The following is a 21532-nucleotide window of genomic DNA, read 5'->3' on the forward strand; positions in this document are numbered from 1 at the left end:
GCGATCGGGGAGAGGGCCTCGGCGGTCGGCGCCGTGGTGTGCCGTGCGGTCATCTTCACTTCACCGCGCCCGCGGTGAGCCCCGAGCGCCAGAAGCGCTGGAGGCAGACGAAGGCGATGATCAGGGGAAGGACCGAGACCAGGGCCCCCACGATCGTCAGCATGTAGAACTCCGGGTTCTGCTGGGAGGACTTGCTCCAGATGGCCAGGCCGAGGGTGACGGGGTAGAGCTTGTCGTCGCTCAGCATGTACAGCGGCAGGACGAAGTTGTTCCAGCTCGACGTGAAGGTGAAGAGGAACAGAGTGACGAAGCCGGGAGCCATCATCGGCAGGCCGACCGAGCGGAAGACGCGCCATTCTCCCGCGCCGTCCATCCGGGCGGCCTCGATCACCTCGCCGGGAATGTACCCCTCGGAGAAGACCCGGGCGAGGTAGACGCCGAAGGGGTTGACCAGCAGGGGGACCAGGACGGCCCAGTAGGTGTTGTCCAGGCCCGCCTTGCCGGCCAGGAGGTACTGGGGCAGCACGAGGACGGCGCTCGGGACGAGGACGCCGAGCAGCACCAGGCCGAACAGCTTCTCCTTGTGCGGGAAGTCGTACTTGTCGAAGGCGTAGCCGACTGCTGTGCTGACGATTGTGGAGGCCAGGCAGCCCAGGCCGAAGTAGAGGATGCTGTTGAGCAGCCAGCGCCCGTAGATTCCGTCGCCGTAGGTGAACAGGTCCCCGAGGTTGGCGAAGAGGTTGAAGTCGGCGAAGGTGAATCCACCGGTGCCGACGAGATCACCGTGGTCCTTCGTGCTGGCGACCAGGAGCCAGGTCAGGGGCATCAGGGTGTAGCAGGCGAAGAGGGCCAGGAGTCCGTTGACGACGGCCTTGGAGGTCCACGAGCGGCTCGGACGGGCGCGGTCTCGCCGGTCCGGGCGTTGGCGGGGCTGTCGGGTTCGCACCTTCGGTCCGCTCCCCTCGCCGGCCGTGCGGGGGGTGGGCTGCCCGGTGACGGTGTGCGTGGTCATGCTGCCTTCCAGCGGTTGCCGAGCTTGGTGACTGCGTAGGACAGGAAGCCGGCCAGGAGAGCGACAAGGATCGCCGCTGCGGAGGCGAGGCCGTGCTGGTGGTCGACGAACGCCGTCTTGTGGACGTACATCACGGGTGTCCAGTCGCGGTTGATGGCCTCTGACTGGGTCGTGAGCATGTAGGGCTCGTTGAAGAGCTGGATGGCGCCGACGCAGGTGAACAGGAGGCTCAGGACCAGGGCGGAACGGATGTGTGGGACCTTGATCCGCAGCGCGGTGCGGATCGCCCCGGCACCGTCCATCGTGGCCGCTTCAAGCGTCTCCCGGGGAATCGCCTGGAGAGCCGCGTAGAGGATCACCATGTTGTACCCGACGTAGTGCCAGGTCACGATATTGACGACCGAGGGAACGGCCAGCGGCGCGGAGAAGAAGTCCACGCTGACGCCCGCCGAGCCGAACCAGTCCATGAGCGGGCTGAGACTCGGGGAGTACAGATAGACCCAGATGATCGCCGCGATGACGGTGGGCACCGTGTAGGGCAGGAAAAGGGCGAGCTGGAACAGCCGCTTGGCCCGTGCGACGGTCGAGTCCAGCAGCAGGGCGAGCAGCAGTGCCGCGCAGGTCATGAGCGGGATGTAGATCGCCACATAGGCGGCGACGTTCAGGAACGAGGCGCGCAGGGCGGTGTCGCCGAGTGCGTCGGCGTAGTTGCCGAGGCCCACAAAGACGCTGTCGGTGCCGCCGAAGCCGAGGCCGGAGGACTCTTCCTTGAACAGACTCGTCCAGAGCGCGTAGCCGATGGGGGCGACCATGACGAGCGTGAAAAGGGTGAAGAAAGGTATGAGGTAGGCCGCGGCGGCGCGCTGTCGGGTGCGTCCGGTCGAACGGCGGGCAGGGGCTGGGGCTGGAACTGTCATGGATTCTCCTGACCGGGGCGCCCGGGGCGGCGGGGCCGGAACAGTGGTGGATCGGGTGGCACGGCGGCCGGGGCGGGGTTCCGCTGGGGGGTCGCGCGCGTGCGGGTGCCGGGCGCGGCGGCTTCTCGTGGTGTGCCGGCGTGGGGTGGACCGGCTTCCGCGGCACTCGCCGCCGGACCGGTCCACCAGGCGGGCACTTCCGTGGAGCCCGCCCCGCGTCGAGTGGCTACCGCACCAGGTCGAGCGCCCCCGCGTCACAGGTCCGCCGGTGTGCGGTCAGCCGACCGTCTTCAGTCCGCGGTCGTCGAGGGCCTTCAGCGCCGCCCGCTGGGCCGCTGCGAAGCCGGCCTCCCAGCCGCCCTCGGGCACGGCGCTCTCGAACGCCTCGTTCACCGAACCCTGTACCGGGCCCCAGGTCCAGCCTCCGACGACGGTGTCCACCTGGCCGGCGGCGACCTGGTAGAGGTCGTTGGCGAAATAGCCGTCGGCGGCTCGGGCGAACTCCGCCGCCGCGACCTTCTGCAGACCGGGGGCTGCGGGCAGGACACTGCTCGGTGCCTCGGCGTCCGCGAGCCGGGCCTTCATCGCGGCCGGGTCGGTGGTGAGCCACTCGATGAATTCGGCCGCCCCCTCGATGTGGTCGCTGCCCTTGGGTACGGCGAAGGAGGTGCCGCCCCAGGTTCCGGTGGCCGGTGTGCCGTCCCACGTGGGAAGGGGCGCCACGGCCCACTTGCCCTTCTGCTCCGGCGTCTGGGAGATGAGGCCGGCTCCGCTCCAGGGAGCGCCGATGAAAGCGGCGACCTGATCCTTCTTCTTGGCGGTGCTCTCCTCCTCGCTCCATGCGGGGTGGTTGAGCACCAGATCGTCGCGTACCAGGCCGTCCCAGAACCGGGCGACCTTCCGGGCGGGCTCGTCGTCGACGGCCACCGTCCAGGCGTCGCCCTGGACGCCGAAGCCCTGCGAACCGGCCTGCCATGCCAGTCCGTTGATGAACGGGATGTCGCCGCCCTTGGGGATGTTGAGGATGCGGGCCCCCTTGTCAGCGGCCTTGATCTTCTCTGCGGCCTTCTCGAATTCCGCCCAGGTTCCCGGGACCTCCACGCCGGCCTTCTCGAACAGGTCGGTCCGGTAGTAGAGGAGCTGTGGGGTGACATCGAAGGGAACGCCCCACGTACGGCCTCCGGGGGTCACCAGCGACTGGAGGTTCTCGGGGAACGACGTGACCAGCTTGCCGGAGTGTTCGGTCAGGTCTTCCAGGTTCCCCTGGCTGGCGAACTCGGGGAGCATCGCGTACTCCATGCCCACGACGTCCGGTGCGTTGCCGCCCTTGATCGCGCTGTCGATCTTGGAGTAACCGTCGGTGCCGGCGGTGATCTCGGTGTACTCGACCTTGATGTCCTCGTGGGTGGCGTTGAACTTCTCGACGACCTCTTCGGTGCCGACCATCCAGGACCACATGGTGAGGGTGACCGGCTTGCCCTCCGAGGCCTCGGACGTGCCGCCGTCCCCGCCGCAGGCGGTGGCGAGGAGGGCCAGACAGCCCAGGGATGCTGTGAGAGCGAGGCGGGGTATGCGGTGGGCGGGCTTCATCTGCACTGGCTCCTCGGTGAGCAAGGCGCCTCGCGAGCGGAGGCGATTTCGCTCATCTTTTGTGCAGAACGATCGCCCGTCAAGAGCAAACGACCAACTCGATCAAAACAATCAAGTACCGGGTGCCTGGGATCACCGGGGTGGAGCGCTGGACGCCCGCACCATGAGCCGGGGCACCAGTGAGAGGTGCCGGCTCGGTGCCGCAGCACCGGGGCCCCCTGCGAGCCGGGCGAACATCATCTCGACGGCGCTCTCCCCCACTGCCTGCCGCGGCGGGGCCACAGCGGTCAGCGGCACATCGGCCAGCGCCGCCATCTCGTCCTCGTATGCCACCAGCGAGATGTCGCCCGGGAGGGAGAGGCCGCGTTCGCGCAGCCGTTGCACCACGCCGATCGCGGTCTGATCGTTGTGGACGATCGCGGCGGTGACCCCGCCCTTCGCCACCGACCGGTACAGCGACCGGGCCGCCTCCTCCAGGCCGGCCGGGTCCTCCGGGTCGACGTTCACGAGCGGAGGCACCGGGAGTCCACGCGCCGCCATGGCGGCTTCGTACCCCTCCTGGACCTGCGGTGACGTCGGGTTGTCCTGGGCGAGCAGGGAGATCCGCTCATGGCCCAGCCCGGCGAGGTGGTGAACTGCGACGGCGGCACCGAGCGCATGGTCGGAGCGCGCGCTGTCCAGTCCGGCCAGCCGGCCCCCGAGAGGGACGCGCCGGTCCACCAGGACGGCCGGGACCCGGAGCGCCAGCAGCTGTTGCTCCTGCTCAGGGCTGGGCACGCCGCGTTCCCAGCTGGGCTGGATCAGCAGGCCGTCGACACCACCGTCGAGCATCCGTCCGATCTGCGCGGTGTCCTCCTCGGACCGCCAGTGGGCGATGCCGAGCACCAGTCGGCCGCCTCGCGCCGCGACGGCGTCCTGAGCGCCCTTGACAAGCTCCGCGAAGTAGTGCTCCATGCTGGGCACCACCATGCCCAGGACCACTCCCGTGGGCGCCGACGGCACGGAGGCGTCCATGCCGGCGCCGTCGGCGGCCGGGCCGGAGACGGGCGGCTCAGGGCAGGTGACCGAGCCGTGCAGCCGCATCAGGCGCCCCTGCTCGGCCAGTGTCTCGATATCGCGCCGCACGGTGACGGCCGAGACTCCGAGTTCCTCCGCCAGCTCCGTCACCCGCAGTCCGCCTCGCCTGCGCACGATCTCCAGCACCCGTTCGTGGCGCTGATTGACATGCGACCGCATCTGTCGTCCTCCTGACGATCCCCCAATTGGTGCACGTCCCACCGTACTCTAGTGATCGATTCTTATGAGTCTTACGTATTGAGCATCTTGTGCGTACCGTGCTAGAAACCCACCACCGCACTCGTGCTCCTCCCTCTTGCGTTCCTCCTCCGGTCTTCCCCCTTCTGTCCCTGTCCTTGGAGACGCCCATGCCCACACCTTGGTCCCGCCGCGGATTCGTCAAGGCGACGGGAGGCGCAGCCGCCGCGCTGGGTCTCCCCGCAACCGCCTCGGCGACGGTCCTGACCACCTCCGAGCCCGCCCACGCCGCGTCGGGCGCGCCCGCCTCGTCCGCCGCGTTCGAAAGCCTCAGAGCCACCTGGCGCGGCCTGATACTCGGCTCCGGTTTCAGCCCCACCGCGGAGCCGTTCGCCTCCAAGCTCGCCCGGCTGGGCAGGGACGCTGCCGCCTGGCGGACCACGATGGTGCCCGCGCCGGGCTCCCTGTGGCCGGGCATGATGTGGCTGGACCCGGATCCCGACACGGACACCGAGTCGTACACCTACTCCGCGCAGATCCAGCTCACGTTTCAGCGGTTGCGTTCCATGGCGGAGGCCTATGCCCAGCCCGCCACGGGTCTGACCGGGGACGACGCCTTCGCTCGCGATGTCGTGGCCGGGATCCGGCACGTGGTGACCGACGTCTACCACGCAGGTCGAGCCCGATACGGCAACTGGTACAACTGGCAGATCGGCGGGCCGCACGCGCTGCTGGACGCGGCGACCATCCTTTACGAGCACCTGGACGCCGACCTGATCGCCACGATCACCGAAGCCGTCCGCGCGTTCGTGCCGGACAGCGCGGTGGCCTCGTACACGGGTACCTCGACCGGCGCCAACCGCGTCGACCTGTGCCGGACGATCGCGCTCAGCGGTCTGGTCGGAGAGGACGCCGATCGGCTCGCCCTCGCGTCGAGGGCCCTGTCCCCGGTCTTCCCGTACGTGACATCCGGGGACGGCCTCTACCGTGACGGCTCCTTCGTCCAGCACACGTGGGTGCCCTACGCCGGGTCCTACGGCGCGGATCTGTTCACCGGCCTCAGCCTGCTGTGCGCGCTGCTCGCCGACTCCCCTTGGGAGATCACCGACCCGGCCCGGGAGAACTACTTCGACGCCGTCGAACGGGCCTGGGCCCCCTTCCTCTACAACGGCCTGTGCATGGACGCCGTCTCCGGACGCGCCGTCGCACGGGGCCTGCCGCCCGGCGATCCCGGCGGCGCCAACGACGACCATCTGCGCGGCCACTCGATCATCGCCTCGATCGTCGCCCTGGGCCGCGCCGCGAGCCCCGAGCAGAACGCGCGCTGGCGCGCCCTGGCCAAGGGATGGATCCAGCGGGCGTACTTCAGCCCTCCGCACACCAACCCTATGCTCGGCGTCTACAAGCTCGCCCAGCTCCAGAGCGTCGTGGACGACGCCGCGGTCAAGCCCCTGCCCGAGCCGGTCGCACACCGGCTCTTCCCGTCCCAGGACCGGGCGGTGCACCGCCGCCGCGGGTGGGCCGCCTGCCTGTCCATGGCCTCCGACCGGATCGCGCACTACGAGTGGGGCAACGGGGAGAACCTTCGCGGTTACCACACCGGAGCAGGCTGGCTGTCCTGGTGGGGGGACGACTTCGCCAACGAGCAGTATGCGCAGACCTTCTGGGCCACGGTGGACCCCAATCGGCTGCCCGGCATCACCGCTTCCAGGAAGCGGCTTGCCGACGGCCAGGGCGGCCAGTGGGGCGCCGAACGCCCCGCGGTGCAATGGGTCGGCGGCACCACCGACGGGACGTACGCCGCGGTGGGCCAGCACCTCAAGGGTCTCGCCTCGACGCTGGAGGCGCGCAAATCCTGGTTCTTCCTGGACGAGGGCATCGTCTGTCTGGGTGCCGGCGTCACCGCGACGGACGGCGAGGCGGTCGACACCGTGATCGACAACCGCCGCCTCGGCCCCACCGGCACCCAGGCGCTGACCGTGGACGGCCGCCGCAAGCCCGGCGCCCAGGGCTGGACGGAGACGCTGAGCGACCCCGGTTGGGCACACATCGCCGGACACGGCGGCTACGTCTTCCCGGCGGGCGGCCGCATCACGGCGCTGCGCGAGGAGCGCACCGGCCGATGGAGCGACATCAGGACCGGCTCGTCCACCGCCCCCCTCACCGACCGCTACCTCACCTTGTACGTCGACCACGGCATCGATCCGGTCGACGGCGCGTACGCCTACGTCCTGCTGCCAGGCGCCAGTGCCGCCCGTACCGCGGCCCACGCAGCGAGCACGCGAGGGCTCCTCAGGACACTCGCCAACACATCACGGGCCCAGGGCGTCCACGCCCCCTCCCTCGGCGTCACCGCTGTCAATTTCTGGGCGGCGGGGACGGTCGGTGACCTCACCGTGAGCGCCCCCTGCTCGGTGCTGATCCGGCACCGGGCCGACGGCACCGCGGTCGTCTGTGTCTCGGACCCCACCCGTACCCTCACCACGCTCACCGTGACGTGGCGGCGCCGGACCACCGCAGTCGTCTCCCGCCCCGCCACGGTCGAACAGGCCGTACCCGGAAGCACGCTGACCGTCACGTTCGGAGATCTCACCGCCGAGGCAGGCGCCACGCAGAAGATCACGGTGAGGACAGCATGAGGGCGACGGTACGACGTTCCATCGCCGTGCCGGCGGCGCTGGCCTGCCTCCTGGTCTCCGCCACCTCGGCTCGCGCGGCAACCGTCTGGGACGGTGACGCGGCAGGCGGCACCCGGGTGTTCGGGAGCGTGGAGTGCGCCGAGCCCGGCAGCCTGGTCACCACCGCCGACCCGAACGGCCACGGGACCATCTTCCGGTTCACCAAGCCCGGTGGTCTCGTCCGCTGTGAGTCCCGGGGCATCTCGGTGGGCGGCACCCGATACGCCTTCGCGCCCGGCTCCACCTACTGGCTGGGCTGGGAGTCCCAGCTGTCCACCGTCAGCGGGGACTTCGTGGTGTGGCAGTGGAAGTCGTATCCCGACGCGGCGCAGAACTACCCACTGATCATGACGGTCAAGGACGGCTCGGTACGCCTTTTCCACGTCAGCACGGACGCCACCTGGCACCTGATCTGGTCGGCGCCGGTCTCGGCCGGGGCGTGGAACCGGTTCGCCCTCGGCATCCACACCTCTGCCTCGGCCGAATCAGGCTGGGTGGAACTGTCCTTCAACGGGATCCGGCAGACCTTCTCCGGCGGGGGCTACCGCTATGCCGCACGCACCTGGGACAGCGCCAACGAACCCAAGTGGGGCATCTACGACCGGGACGCCCCGCAGAGCGATGTCGTGAACCGACTGGACCGGCTGCGTGTGGGCACCGAGCACACGGACGTCGGTTGAGCTGCCGTGCACCACGAGAGAGACAGAGGTGAACCGTCGATGAGCACACGGCCGGCGGACGGCGTCTTCACCGTGACCGACAGCGGATTCGCCCTGGACGGCCGCCCTGTGCGGCTGCTGTCGGGCGCCCTGCACTACTTCCGGGTGCACGAGGCCCAGTGGGCGCACCGGCTGGAGATGCTTCGAGCGATGGGGCTCAACTGCGTCGAGACGTACGTGCCCTGGAACCTGCACGAGCCCTTTCCCGGACAGTACCGGGACGTGGAGGCACTGGGCAGGTTTCTGGACGCGGTACACGCAGCGGGCCTGTGGGCCCTCGTCCGGCCCGGTCCCTACATCTGCGCCGAATGGGAGAACGGCGGGCTGCCGCAGTGGCTCACCGGCACCTTGGCAGGGCAGGTCCGCACCAGGAACCGGGCGTACCTGGAGCCGGTGCGCCGCTGGTTCGGCCACCTGCTGCCGCAGGTCGTGGAGCGCCAGGTCCACCACGGCGGGCCAGTGATCATGGTGCAGGTCGAGAACGAGTACGGCAGTTACGGCTCCGACCAGGAATACCTGCGCGAGCTTGCCCACATCCTGCGCGAGGGCGGGGTGACGGTGCCTCTGTTCACCTCCGACGGGCCCGAGGACCACATGCTCACCGGCGGTTCGCTGCCCGGTGTCCTGGCCACCGTGAACTTCGGCTCTCACCCAGCCGAGGCCTTCCGGACCCTGCGCCGTCACCAGCCCGCCGGCCCACTGATGTGCATGGAGTTCTGGTGCGGCTGGTTCGCCCACTGGGGCGCCGGTGAGCCCGAGCCGCGCGAAGCCAGGGACGCGGCGGCAGTACTGCGCGAGATCCTGGAGTGCGGGGCGTCGGTGAACATCTACATGGCGCACGGCGGGACGAGCTTCGGCGGCTGGGCGGGCGCCAACCGCGCCGGCGACCTCCACGACGGCGCCTTGCAGCCGACGGTGACCTCCTACGACTACGGTGCCCCCGTCGACGAACGGGGCAGGCCCACGGAACTGTTCCGGCGCTTCCGCGAGGTACTCGCCGACTTCGCCGACGCCGCACCGCCTCCCGTGCCGGCAGCCCCACCGGTCCTCACGGCGCCGGTCACCGCCGTGCTCGACGCGTGGACGCCGCTGGACGAGGTGATGGACACACTCGGCGGAACAGAGGGAGTCTTTGGCACGGCGCCGACTTTCGAGGACCTCGATGTCGACCGGGGCCTGGTGCGATACCGCGTCGGTGTTCCCGGCCCACGCCCGCCACTGCCGCTGTCCCTGCCCGGCGTACGGGACCTGGTCCGGCTGTCCGTCGACGGCATCGACACCCCGGTCGGCACGGCGGTCGCGGGCCCTGCCGAGCTGGAACTCTGGGTGGAGTCCCTGGGACGCGTCAACTACGGTCCCCGCCTGGGCGAGACCAAGGGACTGACCGGTGGGATCCTGCACGAGCGGCAGTACCTGCACGGCGTGAGCGCACGCGGCCTACGGCTGGACGCGTTCGACGACGTGAAGGCGGTCGCCGCGCTGCCGTCCCGCCTCCCGGAGCACGGCGAGCCGGGCCTCTACCGGGGCAGCGTCGACGTATCGAGCCCTGGGGACGCGATGCTGGAACTCCCCGGCTGGAGCAGGGGCTTCGTCTGGGTCAACGGATTCTGCCTGGGGCGGTACTGGTCCAGGGGACCCCAGTCCGCCCTGTTCGTCCCCGGCCCCGTACTCCGTCCCGGGGTCAACGAGGTGTGGGTGCTGGAGACGGATCGAACCGATGGCAAGCCGGTGCGGCTCGTCTGAGGCGGTTCCCCCTCCTCCTGCGTCGGCGGTCGCGAGCTCCCGGGAACCGCCCGCCTGGCCGCCGGCGGACGGCAGCCAGGCCCAGGGCGCCCACGTTGTGCATCGTCTCGCTGTGGGCGGAGGTCAGCAGCCAAGCGGCGGAGACCGCCTGGACGAAGACGGTCAGAGTCTGCAGGGCGGTCGATATCCGCAGGAACGAAGAGGTGCGCAATGTGCGCGCGGTCGCTTCGACTGCCATGGCATGGTCTGGTCTCCCTCGGCTCGTGGGCAGGAGGAGCAGGTGTGCGTATGGCCAGATCGGCAGCTCTGGCTCTTGAGCGCCTGCGGTCTGCGTTCGGTGGGTCCGGAGGTTGTTCCCGCACCGTGGCGCTGGGTGCTACCCGGGTGGGTCAAGGCGGCTTCCGTCAGCACAGGAAGTCCAGCAGCCGGTCGTTCAGCTCCTCGGGTGCGACGGGGGGCAGGGAGGGGTGGGTGGCTCCGGGAAGTACGGTCACTGCGAGGTGCGGGAGTCGTGGCGAATCCGGGCCGCGACCTTGGCCGCGTGGTGACCGCGGCTGTGCGGGGCGAGCAGGACCAGGACCGGCATGTGCAGGCCGGTGGTGTGGGGGCGAACAGAGCATGATCCGAGAAACAGTGCCTTTGGGGCTGCTCAGAATCCTGGCTGTCGGCCCAGAGGTCGAAATCCTCGTCGCTCAAGAAGAATGCCCCGGACGGGTACGAGGAGGTACACGAGCGCTTGCGCAGGCCCACTCCTCACGCCAGGGCCGGGTCGAACACGGCATCGCCCACCTGAAGAACTTGCGGGCACGGGCCCGCCGCCACGGCCGCCGAGAGCGCATGGACGACACTGTCCAAGCCGTCGCCGGACTGTTGTCCCAGCAACAGACCGCAGACGGGAGGCTGGCTCGGCAGAGGTGAGCGCCCAAGTCCTACCGACCCCTTTGACGTCCCACCGCTAACTGTGCACGAACTCGTCAGCGAGGTGTCGCGAGTACGTCCCGGAGTACGCTCTCGAGTGTGACGCGGGCCAGTTCCTGTCTCAGGGTCTCCTCGATGCCTTCGTAGATGCCCTGCATCGTCGGCTGAATGCCGTAACCCACCACACATCCCTGGTCCGGGGTGGTGCGGTGCATCGCGAACAGCGGGCCGGGTTCCACTGCCTCGTACACGTCCAGCAGGGTCATCGACCCCAGCTCACGCGCCAGCGACCAGCCCGCGCCCACACCTCGCCGGGACTCCACGAGCCCGGCCCTGCGCAGTTCGCCGAGCAGCCGCCTGATCACCACGGGGTTGGTGTTCGCACTGGTCGCGATCTGCTCGGAGGTGGCGACCTCATGACCCTGGCGCTGATAGAGACCGATCCAGGCCAGCGCGTGAGCGGCAAGGGTCAGCCTGCTGTTGGCACTCATGAACCCCTCCTCTCGGCCGCAACGCTTCATGTTACGACAGCGCAGTCGTAACAGCAAAGGTTGCAACAGACTGTCGTAACCATTAGCGTTACGACAGCCGAACGGGTCAATCAACGAGGTGAGAAGAAGAATGAGCAAGCCACTCACGGGCAAGGTCGCCCTGGTCACCGGGGGGTCGCGGGGACTGGGAGCCGCGACCGTGCGCCTGCTGGCCGAGCAGGGCGCCGACGTCGCCTTCACCTATGTCAGCTCCGAGAAGCAGGCGCAGGCCGTCGTCGACGAGGTGCGCAGCAAGGGAGCGAAGGCCGTCGCCTTCAAGTCCGACCAGGCGGACACGAGTCAGGCGCCGACGCTGATCGACGACGTGGTCGCGCACTTCGGCGGCCTGGACATCCTCGTCAACAACGCGGCGATCTCCGCGGCCGGCACGGTGGACGATCCGAATGCCGACATCGACGCACTGGACCGGATGCACGCCACCAACTACCTCGGCGTGATCGCTGTCATCCGGGCCGCCTCCCGAGTGCTGCGCACGGGCGGCCGCGTCATCACGGTGAGTTCCGGCCTGGGCTCTCGGGTCGGAGCTCCCGGCCTCGCCGACTACTCGGCGACCAAGTCCGGGATCGAGAGGTACACCATGGGTGTAGCACGCGACCTCGGCCCCCGGAACATCACGGCCAACGTCGTTGAGGCCGGACTGATGGAGGGCGGCATGCAACCGCCGGACCCCGAGACCCTCAAGGCCCTGGTCAGCTCGCTGTCCCTACAGCGCATGGGCCACCCCGAAGAAATCGCTGCGGCGATCGCTTTTCTGGCGAGCCCCGCCGCGTCGTACGTCACGGGCGCGGTGCTGGACGCCCACGGTGGCTACAACGCCTGAACCGGAACCCCTGCCGCGTGTTCCCCGTGCCGCCCCGCATGCGCGGAGCGGCACGGGGACCGGTGTGATCAGCAGGTGACAGTCAGCGAGCGAACCGAAACGGTCGCGCCGCCACCGGCGTTGACGATGAAGTAGAAGTATTAGCTTCCGGCTCCATGGTCGGACCAGATCCCGTCGAAGTCGGCCAACTGCCGCCGAAGCACTGCGTGAACGCCGCCCAGTCAGTGTCCGGAAGGGCCGAGACGACCCTGTACAGCGTTACGTTCACGACGGTGTCAGAGGCCGAGCATGCGGTGAACGTGATCTTGGTGCCCGTGGACGTGCTCGGGGCGTACCGCTGGACCATTCCCGCATGCGCGGGGAGCCGACAGTCCGGCGACAGCGGACGGCTTCCGTAAGGGGACATCCGCGTAGGCAAGGTGCAGCTCGCGACACCAGCCGAGGCCTCGGCAGAAGGTGGGGCCATCGCCCGAGTCCACAGAGAGCAGGGCCTTACAGCCCTGCCTCCGAATCAAGTTGGGGTGGGGGACTGTGCGGCGCGGATTCAGTAGTTGCCGTTGGAGAGCAGCTCGCCGTCCTTGTCATAGACGGTGACGAGACCGTTGTCGGAGTCCTTCCAATCGGCGAACGCGGAGGCAAGTAGCTTGCCGTCACCCTGGTGCGGGCCCATCAGACCGCCCGCGTAGTCGGTGTAGACGTCTGCGGCGTCGAGGATGCCGTTGTCACTGTCGGCGCCCTGCACCTTGAGGATGTGCTCTGCCGCGGCCTTCTCCGCCGGAGTGCCGTGCTCGGCGATGAACGCTTTGAACTCGTCGGCCTGGGTGAGTTCTTTCTGCTTCGGGACGGGCTCCTCCGTCGCCTCCTTCGCGGGGGCGTCCGGCTCCGTGCCGGCCTCCTTGGCGGGCTTCGCATCAGGTGCATTGCTGGGGCTTGCCGCGACAGTGTCGGATGCGGTGCTGCTGGGGTCCGAGTCGCCGCCCGCGACCACGCCGATGATGACGACGAGAAGGAAAAGGAAACCGAAGAGGCCACCGATGATGGCCAAGGCAGTATGCCGCCCGGTCCAGGACTTCCCCTGCGGAGGGATGGGAGCGCCTGAGTATCCGCCAGGTGCACCCATGTACGGCTGCTGCCCCGGGTACGGAGCCTGGCCTGGGTAAGGGCCCTGGGGCTGCTGGTTCGGGCTGTGCGGGTACTGGTGGGACACGGGCTACCTGTCTGACGTGAAGGGATGCCGGACGGGTGGGGTCACGCCGACATGTGAACAAAATGTGTGACACCTGTGGAGCCAAGATGGTTGCAACCGGCGGTTGTTATTCCATGTACGACGAGGGGGCAGGCCAGTGCTCGTGGTGGCGGCGAGGATCTGATGCTGCGGCGTGGGCCATGCGCTGGCAGGCGAACGTTTACCGGATCACCGGGCCATCCCCGCATGCTGCGGGGAAGTTCCGCCTTGCGGGTGTTGGACGCGAAGTGAGGACGATCCCCGCAGATGCGGGAGCAGGTCCTCGTCCGTCACCAGCCGATCGAACGGCGCGGGACCATCCCCGGATGCGCGGGGAGCCGTGCCCTGAGCTGTACCGACTCCCCTGGCACGCGGGCATCCCCGCGTGCCAGGGGAGCTGTCACACGTGCTGCCACGGGTTCTACAGAGCGAGGATCGCCCAGAGCCGGCGCCCGTCGTCGGCGGTGTCGGTGCCGCACGCCACCGCGCCACGGGCGGTGAGCTCCGGAAGGACCGCCTCGTCGGCGACGGCGAGGCCAGGCTGGTGGGACAGTGCGACGATGAGCGCCTGTCGGTCCTGGTCGGCGAGGTGGACGGAGACGCGGCGACCGCCGTCCGCGACGGCGGTGCGTACCAGGAGATCGGTCAGGTCGGCTGCGACCTGGTCGGCTTCCTGGTAGCCCCATTCATGGAGCCGGTCCAGGACGTGTCCGGTCGCCTTGCTCACGGACCACGGGGCGGCCTCCAGCGACCAGTTGGCGCTGCGCCGGTTGCGGATCTGCATCCGGGCCCTGGCCGTTCCTTGCAGGCTGGTCTCCGGGCGTGGTGGGGAGAGCGGGCGCCTCGGTGGGGGTGGGGTCCTGGGCGGGTAATCCGGGGTGTGCTCAGCCATATCCACCTGAACTCCCAGCATCGGCGCAGACCTTCATCATAAGGCGGGGATTCGCACCGAGAAGGGAGTTCGGGGATGCGCTACTCCTCCGGCACCTCTCGAGGGCGGTCCGTACTCGACCACACTGCCTGGGGCACTGCAAGCGCCCGCCCTCGGCTGATCACTCGGTCTCGGTCCCGTCACGGCCCTCGCTGGCGCCCACGTCCCCGTGACGTTGAGCCATTCGCCCAAGAAGAATCGATTCGCCGATTCCCCGATCGAGGGAGACCGCGTTCAGCCCCTGCCGGCTGGGGCATCTGTGGCACCGACCCAGATGATCAACCAGGAACAGGACGGTCCATCGTGTCTCTTCGCTCTCTCACCGTCGCGGTCGGCGCCACGGCAGGCGCAGCCGTGCTGCTCGTGGCCGTACCCGGCTCGGCCTTCGCCGCGAGCGGCCAGTTCCGCTACTCCTACACCACGACGGACGGATACGAGGCCGTCGGCTTCCTGAACAACCCCGCCAGTGGCCAGTGCGTCAACCTCGCCACCCCGGCCGCCGAGCCCGGCACCGTCTCGCGAGCCCCCAAAAACCTGACCGACGCAACCGCCATCGTCTTCCTCGGCACCGACTGCGTAGGCGACACCTACTACGTCCTGCCGCCCGGCAAGGGCGCATCCGACCGCCTGCTCGCACGCTCTGTCGTCTTCTCCTGAGAGGCCACCCCCCACGTAGCGGCTTGATCGCCTCCCCGCTCCCGGGTGCCGTGGCCTGCCGGGCATCGCACGCTGGAGAGATGCGGGCGCCCACAGTCATCCGCCGCCCCTCCCCCACCGATGGTCGCCAGCTCACGATCCGTAGCAAGATCGCCGGACTCGACCACGCGGACCAAGAGGTGGTGGAGTTCCTGCGCTGCCTGCACAACGCGGAACGGCGACCCGGGGGTGGGGAATGGCGGGGTAGGCGCACCCACGGACGCGGCGGCGTAGGAAGCGACGCGAAGACCGCGATCCAGGTTCGCTAGCGACACCACCCGTCACAGCCCGCCGCGCGGGCCGAGCCGCCTGGCGCGAGTCTGAGTTCCGCCGCCACAGCACCGCCGCGCTGGAGGTCGCAGGCCGAGCCGTTACCGGCCCCCTGTGCGGTCCTGAGCAGGATCAGGGCCTTGGACCGGCTGCATCGAGCGCGGAAGCAACCACTTCGGCGGAGCCCCGGGCATAGTGCAGAGGTGTACGAACGGCCTCACCCTTCGTTTCCGCATGGAGGTGCTGCTGGAGAGCCACGCCCCCCACTGGATCCGGTAGCCATGGCTAGGTCGCCATGAACGTGCGGTTCGGTCCCGGGAACTGCCGGCGGCAGAGGCATAGCGGAATTGCGGGTCGGTCACATGTTCCGGGCATGTTCCCGCTCAGACGCGGCGGCGCTGCTCGTGCACGGCGCTCATGAGGTCGCCCAGCGCACCCTGTACTTGCTTGGGGTCCCGGCCGTCATCGATCGCCTCGAGGGCGGCAGCTGCTCGCTCGGCGATGCGATGGGGCAGGCCCTCTGTGGCTGTGAGTTGATACGCGAGGTCACGGCGCTTCAGGCGCTCGGCGCGAGACACCCCGCCGGGGCCAGTCATCGGGAACACCGCGGCAGCGTAGGTGTGAAGCCCGACGACCACCATGTCTCCGATGCCGTCCGCGTACCCAAGCTCCATGGCCTTGCCGCGGGTCTCCTCGAGGGTGGCCAAGAACCGGCGGCGCACCACGAAGGCGCCGAGCGCCGTGCCGCCCCCGCCGGCCGCCGCCCACACAGTTGCCGTGAGCGACCCGTCCAGAAGGAAGCCCGAGACTGCGGCCAGGACAGCCACACAGGTGACAAGTGCTGTCGCGATGCGTCGATGCGCGCCCGTAGGGGTGTCCATGAAGGCAAGTCTGTCAAAGGAGCGCAGAGGCCACGAACGTGACCGCGTGGACGAAGGCGTCTCAACAGAATCCGACAATGTACGACCCGTCCCTGCCGAGAGGTCGCAGAACACGACGCGGACGAGCCCAACAAGGCAGAGCCGTACACCACCCGTTCAAGGGTGTGGCCAAAACGCGTTCATACCCGGGCCAGACCCCGGCTCAAGTGCTTACGGGCACCTTGTGGGCCGGGACTACGGGGAGGTCGGGGCGAGGGTCTCCCAGGCGGCCATCTGCTCCCGGAACTTGGTGCAGCCGACGATGTCCTGCTCGTTGCACTGCAGGGCGTGGACCAGGAGCTGGTGGCCGTGGTCGAGGTCGATCATCCGCTGCTGGACCTCGGCGATCTTGGCACGGATCATTGCCTGCCTGCGCGGTTGGTCCTCCTGGAGCTCGCCGATCTCCGCGAGAGTCAGCCCCGACTGCTGGCACTTGCGCAGCACCAGAATCCGCTGTGCTGCCTCCGGCGGGTAGCGCCGCTGCCCGCTCTGGCGCTCGGGCGCGGGCAGCAGGCCGTGGCGTTCCCAGAACCGGATGGCCGACGCCGGTACTCCGGTGATCTCCGCGAGCTGTCCGATGGTTATGCGCACGTAGCCGCTCCTGCCGTTTCCCGCCGTCCGGCCGTCGGACGCTTGACTTGCACCTGAGTTTAAGTTGAAGAGTGGGTCATGCGAGCACGGCGGCGATCGAGAGCCGCCGGCCGAGGACTTCGGAGGTGCCGGATGGCAACTACACAGGCGGCGAACGAGCTGGTCGCGGCGGCACAGGCCCTTTTCACGGCGGGGGTGATGTCCCACTCGGGGCATGCCAACCTCAGCGCCAGGCTGGACGCCGAAAGCTTCCTGCTGACCCCGGGATTCGTTCGCGACCTCGGCCCCGGCGACCTCGCGGTCGTCAGCCTCGACGGGCGGGTCCTGGACGGAGAGCTACGGTCGGTCAGCACCGAGATCATCGCCATGCACAGCGCCGTCTACCGCGCCCGCCCGCACGTGGGCGCCGTCATCCACACCCACTCCCCCTCCGCGACGGCCTTCGCCCTCGCGCACCGGCCGCTGCCGTGCCGCACCGAGCCGATGCTGCGCTTCGGACAGCCCGAGGAGGTTCCGGTAGTGCCGTGGGGGCCACGCGGGTCCGACGTGTCCGTCCGGGGCATCGTCGACGTCCTGGAGCAACGTCCCACGACCTCGGCGGCCCTGCTGGCCAACCACGGCCTGCTCGTGTTCGGTCCGGACTCGACGGCGACCGCTCACCTGGTGGTGGCCATCGAGGAGAGCGCCGGGGCGGAGATCGCGGCGGCGACGATCGGCGGGGCCGTGGATTTCCCCGAGGGCGCCCTGGCCGCCGTACGCTCCTCGATCGCCCGGGTCGCGTCATGACCGACGACGCGACGGCCGATGACGCCGTCGCCCGGCGCACCGAGGCCGTCCGTGCCCGCTACCACTCCACCCTCGGAGACGTTCCAGGTGGTGTGCAGGAAAGGCTGCGCCTGGCGCGGGACTTCGACCGGCTCCCCACCGAAGAAGCACTCGCCGCGCTGCGACACATCGTACTGACAGACAATCCGCTGGGCGCTCGCGTGCAGCAACTCGTCCACTACGGGCAGCTCCTGTCCCTCGGCCGGGAACACGCCGCCAGAATTCACGCCCGGGGCGCGCTCCACGCGGGCGCCACCGTCGCCGACCTCGTCGGCGTCGCCGAGACCGCCCTCATCACTTCGGGCGTCCCGGCGTACGCCCTGGGAACGGAGATCGTCATCGACCTCCTGGCGTCCACCACAGCCCCCTGACATCCCTCGTGTCGGCGTGGCTGCTCAGCGAGGGTCACAGATACCGAGGGAGGAGGGTCCAGTTGCCGCCGCGGCTCCCGCTCTTGATCGCGAGCTCGGTTCAGCCCGTGCAGGTGACGCGTTCCGATCGTCGTCCCCTGCCCGGGCCGGGGCGCGCGTCCGTCCGGGCCTGCTGGCGCGCGTACCCGCTGTCGGCTTTCTGGCAGCCTGGTGGCATGGACGACTTCACCGAGCAAAGGCTTCGCGACGCGATCGCCGCAGCGGAATCGCCGGCCTGGTCTGTAAGGGCTGCTGCGGGGCGGTAGCTGGCGGCAGCCCCGCAGATTGAGAGTGTCGCCAGTGTCCTGCACCGTCTGCTGCTGGACGCTCAGGACACCGGGGTGACCTCGGATACGGCGGTGGCTCTCTTGGCTCGAAGAGATCTGGCCGACCTGCGTGCAGTGCTCGCTGCCCGTGCAGTGGCCTCTGACCAGGGAACCGCCGATCAGCTCGCTGCGGAACTGGACGGTGACCCACGCTGGGCGACCAGACAGGACGGCGCCGAGATGGTCGCGCAACTGCGGACGCTGGCAGCAGACAGGGACCCCGATGTCCGCAACGAAGCTCGGTTGCGACTTGCGCGCCTGCGCTGATCGGAGGGCGGTGGCCGATCCTGGGTGAGATCAGCAGGCCTTCCGTGAGATAGGCCAGTAACGGGTTGCGATGACCCGCCGAAAGCGGGTCACCCTGTCGCGCCCGTCACGCGGAAACGGCTCTGGAGACTGCCGCGCGGAGGCACCTGCGGCGGCCTGAGCACCACGAGCCCGGCCGACCCTGAACTGCGAGCTCCGCTTGTACATGCGGTGTTATCGGCCGCTCGCTCCGGCGGACGCCGATCTTCCACCCCTCTGCGAGCGGCGAGCAGGGACCTGATCCGGTCGGACCACACACCCCCGGCCCCTCAATACATGCAGATGACAAGCATCTGCCCTCGCAGGTTGCACCGAATTTGCGCCGCGTTCAGCCCCCGGCCACCCGCTGACTGATATGCACCTGTCACATGCGCCAGTCCAGCACCTAGCGTCACGTCCTGTCCGAAACAGATGGCCGCAACAGGGCGGCCGAACACGGAACGGGGAACACGATGAGACGCAAGTTGTGGACCGCACTCGCCCTGCCCCTCCTGGCCGCCTCGGCCACCCTCGTCTCCGCTCCGACCGCGGGCGCCGCGGTCGCAGGTGCCGACGCGTGTACGCACCCGGCGTGGTCCAACAAGGACGCCGGCTCCGGCTACATCTCCGGCAGCTCCGCACCGCTGCGCACAGGTCCGAACGAGGGCTGCCCCACGACGGCCACGGTCTACGGCGCGAAGCTGTACTACCACTGCTACGTGGTCAACTCCGCGGGTAACACCTGGACCCACGCACGCATCGACGGTACGCAGATCAACGGCTGGATCTACGACGGCAACCTGAGCGACAACGGGGCGACCACGGCCTGCTGACCCCCGCCCGCGAACCACTCGGGGACGCCCGTGTGGGGACGCCGGACGCACCGTGGGCCCTCGGAATCCCGGGGGCCCACGGTGCGTGGTGTGTGGCAGGGGCACTCACGGCAGGTTGCGGGCCACGACGATGCGCTGGACCTGGTTCATGTCTTCGTAGAACTGGGTGATCTTGGCGTCGCGCATCATGCGCTCGACCGGGTAGTCACGGGTGCAGCCGTAGCCGCCGAGCAGCTGGACCGCGTCCGTGGTGACCTCCATCGCGACGTCGGAGGCGAAGCACTTCGCCGCGGCGCCGAAGAAGGTACGCACCAGCCGCGTTCCGTGCATCGCAGTGGTCGACAACGAAAGCTGGGCACTGCGTCACGTCGAACTGCAAGGCCCCGACCCTCAGCCCGTCGCCGCGGCTGCCCCGAGCAAGGTCCTGGGTATCCGCGACCAGCGTGAACAGCCCGCGATGGCCGTTTGCCAGCACACGTACGGCATCCTCATTGAAGGCGGTCTGGACGGCCGGCAGGACACCCAGTCCGCCACGGAAATCACAGCGGCCGAGTTCGAACGTATCTGGCACTCAGCCCGCGAGGCCCTCGCACCCGAGGGCGGATAGCGGCACCTGCGCACTTGGGCAGCGGGCGTAGGAAAAGCAGGTGCCGAATCACGTGCCGCGCGGGCAGCATGCAGGCATGTCTACCGAAGTCAGCGGGATGATCGAGTGCCGGCCAGGTGCCCGCCTCTGGGGCCCCGACGACGAGGACGCCGTGTGGCACACCGCCATCGACCTCTTCCTGCTCAACAACGGCAACGCCTACGACGCCCTCGCCTGCCTCTTCGGCATCCGGAACCACTTCGGCTTCCGCCCTCTGGCCGAAAGCCGCGGTTTCCCGAGCGATGCATCCGAGAGGCTCCAGACCGAGTACGCCGCGTACGGCGGATCTCCTGACACCTACGGCACGACATGGATCACGTGGGATGAACTCGCCTCGACCGATTGGCAGGAAACAGACAGCTCCGGCACGCGCGGCCGAGAATCGGTCGCCGGAAACGAAACCCACTGGGGGCCGGTCTGGAGCGTGATGCGGACACTCAGCGAACTCCATGGACCAGGGCATGTGCGACTCGTTACCTGGTTCCACTGACCCCGCCTCCGCAGCGAAGTGCTACTTGCCCGATGGGAGACCGGCGTGACCGAACGCAACGTCATACTCAACGAGCTTGCCCAGGGGCTCCGCCCGATGCCACAGGGCATCGCCTGGTTCGACGCACTCGCCCACGAGGAGCAGTCCGAGGTCCTGCGCTTTCTGCGCCACCACTGTGTCCAGGCACGTGCCGTCGCTGAGGACGGACCGGAGGGCATCCGCCCTGCCGGTCTGCGCCCCACGCACACGCCGGCGGTGCTGATCACGCGTGGTCGGATAAACGATCAACTTGGGAAGATCGCCTCCTGACTCCCCGCGACGAACGCCGGAAGGTCTTCCGTGCTGGTCGCCGTACTCACGATCGCCGACGGACGACGTCGGGAACGCTCCCGCTCGAACGGGTGCGGTCACTGGTGGCACAGACTCTCCGCCGCTGGCTGATCTCTCCCTCGGCATTCGCGCGTTCGTAGTCCGACGGACCGGCGGCAGCGTTGAGTCACTGCCCCTGCAGTTCGGCGAGTTCACGTGAGAGTCACGCACATCCCTCCCTCGGCCACGACTTCGAACACCAGGGCGACCGGGTCATATCACTCACCCTTGGCGCCAGGACGCGGGACAGGTACTCGCGTACAGTCGCAGCGTCCCGCCAGACCAAGGTTGCGGGGGCGGTGTACCCGAAGTGGTCGCACAGACAGTCCACGGGCGTCCAAGCAGCCGCCGAAGTAGCCGCCCGGCCCGTCAACAGCCTCGCCGAGTGCCAGGTAGAGGCCCCGTTCGACCGTGATGTGCCGGCCGTCCAGCTCGTAGCGTGTCCGGCCTGCCGGTCCAGATTGACCGGCGGGCAAGTGGCCAGGGAGGTCTGAGTGGGCTCTGGTCCACTTC

General features: G+C 69.0%; 19 protein-coding genes and 3 pseudogenes. 11 read left to right on the top strand and 11 right to left on the bottom strand.

Going from position 1 to position 21532, the window contains the following annotated elements:
• Positions 1 to 55: 55 nt before the first annotated feature.
• The 4 genes from ACFY8O_RS30225 to ACFY8O_RS30240 all read right to left on the bottom strand — a co-directional run bounded on the left by ACFY8O_RS30225 (position 56) and on the right by ACFY8O_RS30240 (position 4755).
• Positions 56 to 1012, bottom strand: a complete 957-nt coding sequence (locus ACFY8O_RS30225) for a carbohydrate ABC transporter permease (RefSeq protein ID WP_387907958.1) — start codon at positions 1010 to 1012, stop codon at positions 56 to 58.
• A complete protein-coding gene (locus tag ACFY8O_RS30230) occupies positions 1009 to 1929 on the bottom strand; it encodes a carbohydrate ABC transporter permease (protein ID WP_387907961.1) in 921 nt (306 codons plus the stop codon). The genes ACFY8O_RS30225 and ACFY8O_RS30230 overlap by 4 nt, the downstream gene beginning before the upstream one ends.
• Positions 1930 to 2205: 276 nt before the next feature.
• Entirely contained in the window at positions 2206 to 3519 is a 1314-nt protein-coding gene (locus ACFY8O_RS30235) for an ABC transporter substrate-binding protein (RefSeq protein WP_387907964.1), read from the bottom strand.
• A 132-nt stretch (positions 3520 to 3651) separates the two neighbouring features.
• Positions 3652 to 4755, bottom strand: coding sequence for a substrate-binding domain-containing protein (locus ACFY8O_RS30240; RefSeq protein ID WP_387907967.1), 1104 nt, complete (start codon positions 4753 to 4755; stop codon positions 3652 to 3654).
• Positions 4756 to 4943: 188 nt separating this feature from the next.
• Between ACFY8O_RS30240 and ACFY8O_RS30245 the strand changes: the two genes are divergently transcribed.
• From ACFY8O_RS30245 to ACFY8O_RS30255, 3 genes are read left to right on the top strand one after another with little or no spacing between them, the layout of a single operon-like run.
• Complete coding sequence (locus ACFY8O_RS30245; RefSeq protein ID WP_387907970.1) at positions 4944 to 7412, top strand: polysaccharide lyase 8 family protein; 2469 nt, start codon at positions 4944 to 4946, stop codon at positions 7410 to 7412.
• Positions 7409 to 8131 carry a heparin lyase I family protein gene (locus ACFY8O_RS30250; RefSeq protein ID WP_387907972.1) on the top strand — a complete coding sequence of 241 codons (723 nt, stop codon included), beginning with the start codon at positions 7409 to 7411 and terminating at the stop codon, positions 8129 to 8131. The genes ACFY8O_RS30245 and ACFY8O_RS30250 overlap by 4 nt, the downstream gene beginning before the upstream one ends.
• Before the next feature lie 39 nt (positions 8132 to 8170).
• Complete coding sequence (locus ACFY8O_RS30255) at positions 8171 to 9913, top strand: glycoside hydrolase family 35 protein (RefSeq protein WP_387907975.1); 1743 nt, start codon at positions 8171 to 8173, stop codon at positions 9911 to 9913.
• 974 nt (positions 9914 to 10887) lie between these two features.
• On the opposite strand, the gene ACFY8O_RS30260 is transcribed toward ACFY8O_RS30255, so the two are convergent.
• Positions 10888 to 11322 (bottom strand): Rrf2 family transcriptional regulator, encoded by a 435-nt coding sequence (locus tag ACFY8O_RS30260; protein WP_387907978.1) that lies wholly within the window; start codon positions 11320 to 11322, stop codon positions 10888 to 10890.
• A 130-nt stretch (positions 11323 to 11452) separates the two neighbouring features.
• Here ACFY8O_RS30260 and ACFY8O_RS30265 point away from each other — a divergent pair, with 130 nt between their 5' ends.
• Positions 11453 to 12202, top strand: coding sequence for an SDR family NAD(P)-dependent oxidoreductase (locus tag ACFY8O_RS30265; RefSeq protein WP_387907981.1), 750 nt, complete (start codon positions 11453 to 11455; stop codon positions 12200 to 12202).
• A gap of 544 nt (positions 12203 to 12746) precedes the next feature.
• On the opposite strand, the gene ACFY8O_RS30270 is transcribed toward ACFY8O_RS30265, so the two are convergent.
• Complete coding sequence (locus tag ACFY8O_RS30270; protein WP_387907983.1) at positions 12747 to 13247, bottom strand: hypothetical protein; 501 nt, start codon at positions 13245 to 13247, stop codon at positions 12747 to 12749.
• Positions 13248 to 13848: 601 nt separating this feature from the next.
• A complete protein-coding gene (locus ACFY8O_RS30275) occupies positions 13849 to 14211 on the bottom strand; it encodes a hypothetical protein (protein WP_387907985.1) in 363 nt (120 codons plus the stop codon).
• Positions 14212 to 14661: 450 nt separating this feature from the next.
• On the opposite strand from ACFY8O_RS30275, the gene ACFY8O_RS30280 reads away from it, so the two are divergent.
• On the top strand, positions 14662 to 15015 hold the full coding sequence (locus ACFY8O_RS30280; RefSeq protein WP_387907987.1) for a hypothetical protein: 354 nt from the start codon (positions 14662 to 14664) through the stop codon (positions 15013 to 15015).
• A gap of 692 nt (positions 15016 to 15707) precedes the next feature.
• Here the strand turns inward: ACFY8O_RS30280 and ACFY8O_RS30285 are convergent.
• Positions 15708 to 16205 (bottom strand): hypothetical protein, encoded by a 498-nt coding sequence (locus tag ACFY8O_RS30285; RefSeq protein ID WP_387907989.1) that lies wholly within the window; start codon positions 16203 to 16205, stop codon positions 15708 to 15710.
• A gap of 234 nt (positions 16206 to 16439) precedes the next feature.
• On the bottom strand, positions 16440 to 16835 hold the full coding sequence (locus ACFY8O_RS30290) for a MerR family transcriptional regulator (protein ID WP_387907992.1): 396 nt from the start codon (positions 16833 to 16835) through the stop codon (positions 16440 to 16442).
• A 132-nt stretch (positions 16836 to 16967) separates the two neighbouring features.
• On the opposite strand from ACFY8O_RS30290, the gene ACFY8O_RS30295 reads away from it, so the two are divergent.
• The 3 genes from ACFY8O_RS30295 (at position 16968) to ACFY8O_RS30305 (ending at position 19514) form a co-directional block, all read left to right on the top strand.
• The gene (locus tag ACFY8O_RS30295; protein WP_387907995.1) at positions 16968 to 17621 is read left to right on the top strand and encodes a class II aldolase/adducin family protein; all 654 of its coding nucleotides are present in this window, start codon (positions 16968 to 16970) and stop codon (positions 17619 to 17621) included.
• Positions 17618 to 18031, top strand: a complete 414-nt coding sequence (locus tag ACFY8O_RS30300) for a carboxymuconolactone decarboxylase family protein (RefSeq protein ID WP_387907997.1) — start codon at positions 17618 to 17620, stop codon at positions 18029 to 18031. The genes ACFY8O_RS30295 and ACFY8O_RS30300 overlap by 4 nt, the downstream gene beginning before the upstream one ends.
• 1123 nt (positions 18032 to 19154) lie before the next feature.
• Positions 19155 to 19514, top strand: a complete 360-nt coding sequence (locus tag ACFY8O_RS30305) for an SH3 domain-containing protein (RefSeq protein WP_145811059.1) — start codon at positions 19155 to 19157, stop codon at positions 19512 to 19514.
• A gap of 105 nt (positions 19515 to 19619) precedes the next feature.
• On the opposite strand, the pseudogene ACFY8O_RS30310 reads toward ACFY8O_RS30305, so the two are convergent.
• Positions 19620 to 19820, bottom strand: a pseudogene (locus ACFY8O_RS30310) (acyl-CoA dehydrogenase family protein); the annotation flags it as partial.
• A gap of 28 nt (positions 19821 to 19848) precedes the next feature.
• Here ACFY8O_RS30310 and ACFY8O_RS30315 point away from each other — a divergent pair.
• From ACFY8O_RS30315 to ACFY8O_RS30325, 3 genes and pseudogenes are all read left to right on the top strand, one after another.
• Positions 19849 to 20121 (top strand): hypothetical protein, encoded by a 273-nt coding sequence (locus ACFY8O_RS30315; protein WP_387908000.1) that lies wholly within the window; start codon positions 19849 to 19851, stop codon positions 20119 to 20121.
• Positions 20122 to 20161: 40 nt separating this feature from the next.
• Positions 20162 to 20650, top strand: a complete 489-nt coding sequence (locus ACFY8O_RS30320) for a hypothetical protein (RefSeq protein WP_387908003.1) — start codon at positions 20162 to 20164, stop codon at positions 20648 to 20650.
• Positions 20651 to 20695: 45 nt separating this feature from the next.
• Positions 20696 to 21091: pseudogene (locus tag ACFY8O_RS30325) on the top strand (DUF5958 family protein).
• An 80-nt stretch (positions 21092 to 21171) separates the two neighbouring features.
• Here the strand turns inward: ACFY8O_RS30325 and ACFY8O_RS30330 are convergent.
• Positions 21172 to 21474, bottom strand: a pseudogene (locus ACFY8O_RS30330) (barstar family protein); the annotation flags it as partial.
• Positions 21475 to 21532: the final 58 nt, after the last annotated feature.

The organism is Streptomyces argenteolus (assembly GCF_042902585.1).
GTDB classification, from domain to species: Bacteria; Actinomycetota; Actinomycetes; order Streptomycetales; family Streptomycetaceae; genus Streptomyces; species Streptomyces argenteolus.

Bases quoted from the DNA above. Each gene is read 5' to 3' on its own strand.
- ACFY8O_RS30225 (WP_387907958.1), bottom strand. From the start codon at position 1,012: ATGACCACGCACACCGTCACCGGGCAGCCCACCCCCCGCACGGCCGGC.
- ACFY8O_RS30230 (WP_387907961.1), bottom strand. From the start codon at position 1,929: ATGACAGTTCCAGCCCCAGCCCCTGCCCGCCGTTCGACCGGACGCACC.
- ACFY8O_RS30235 (WP_387907964.1), bottom strand. From the start codon at position 3,519: ATGAAGCCCGCCCACCGCATACCCCGCCTCGCTCTCACAGCATCCCTG.
- ACFY8O_RS30240 (WP_387907967.1), bottom strand. From the start codon at position 4,755: ATGCGGTCGCATGTCAATCAGCGCCACGAACGGGTGCTGGAGATCGTG.
- ACFY8O_RS30245 (WP_387907970.1), top strand. From the start codon at position 4,944: ATGCCCACACCTTGGTCCCGCCGCGGATTCGTCAAGGCGACGGGAGGC.
- ACFY8O_RS30250 (WP_387907972.1), top strand. From the start codon at position 7,409: ATGAGGGCGACGGTACGACGTTCCATCGCCGTGCCGGCGGCGCTGGCC.
- ACFY8O_RS30255 (WP_387907975.1), top strand. From the start codon at position 8,171: ATGAGCACACGGCCGGCGGACGGCGTCTTCACCGTGACCGACAGCGGA.
- ACFY8O_RS30260 (WP_387907978.1), bottom strand. From the start codon at position 11,322: ATGAGTGCCAACAGCAGGCTGACCCTTGCCGCTCACGCGCTGGCCTGG.
- ACFY8O_RS30265 (WP_387907981.1), top strand. From the start codon at position 11,453: ATGAGCAAGCCACTCACGGGCAAGGTCGCCCTGGTCACCGGGGGGTCG.
- ACFY8O_RS30275 (WP_387907985.1), bottom strand. From the start codon at position 14,211: ATGCAGATCCGCAACCGGCGCAGCGCCAACTGGTCGCTGGAGGCCGCC.
- ACFY8O_RS30285 (WP_387907989.1), bottom strand. From the start codon at position 16,205: ATGGACACCCCTACGGGCGCGCATCGACGCATCGCGACAGCACTTGTC.
- ACFY8O_RS30295 (WP_387907995.1), top strand. From the start codon at position 16,968: ATGGCAACTACACAGGCGGCGAACGAGCTGGTCGCGGCGGCACAGGCC.
- ACFY8O_RS30300 (WP_387907997.1), top strand. From the start codon at position 17,618: ATGACCGACGACGCGACGGCCGATGACGCCGTCGCCCGGCGCACCGAG.
- ACFY8O_RS30305 (WP_145811059.1), top strand. From the start codon at position 19,155: ATGAGACGCAAGTTGTGGACCGCACTCGCCCTGCCCCTCCTGGCCGCC.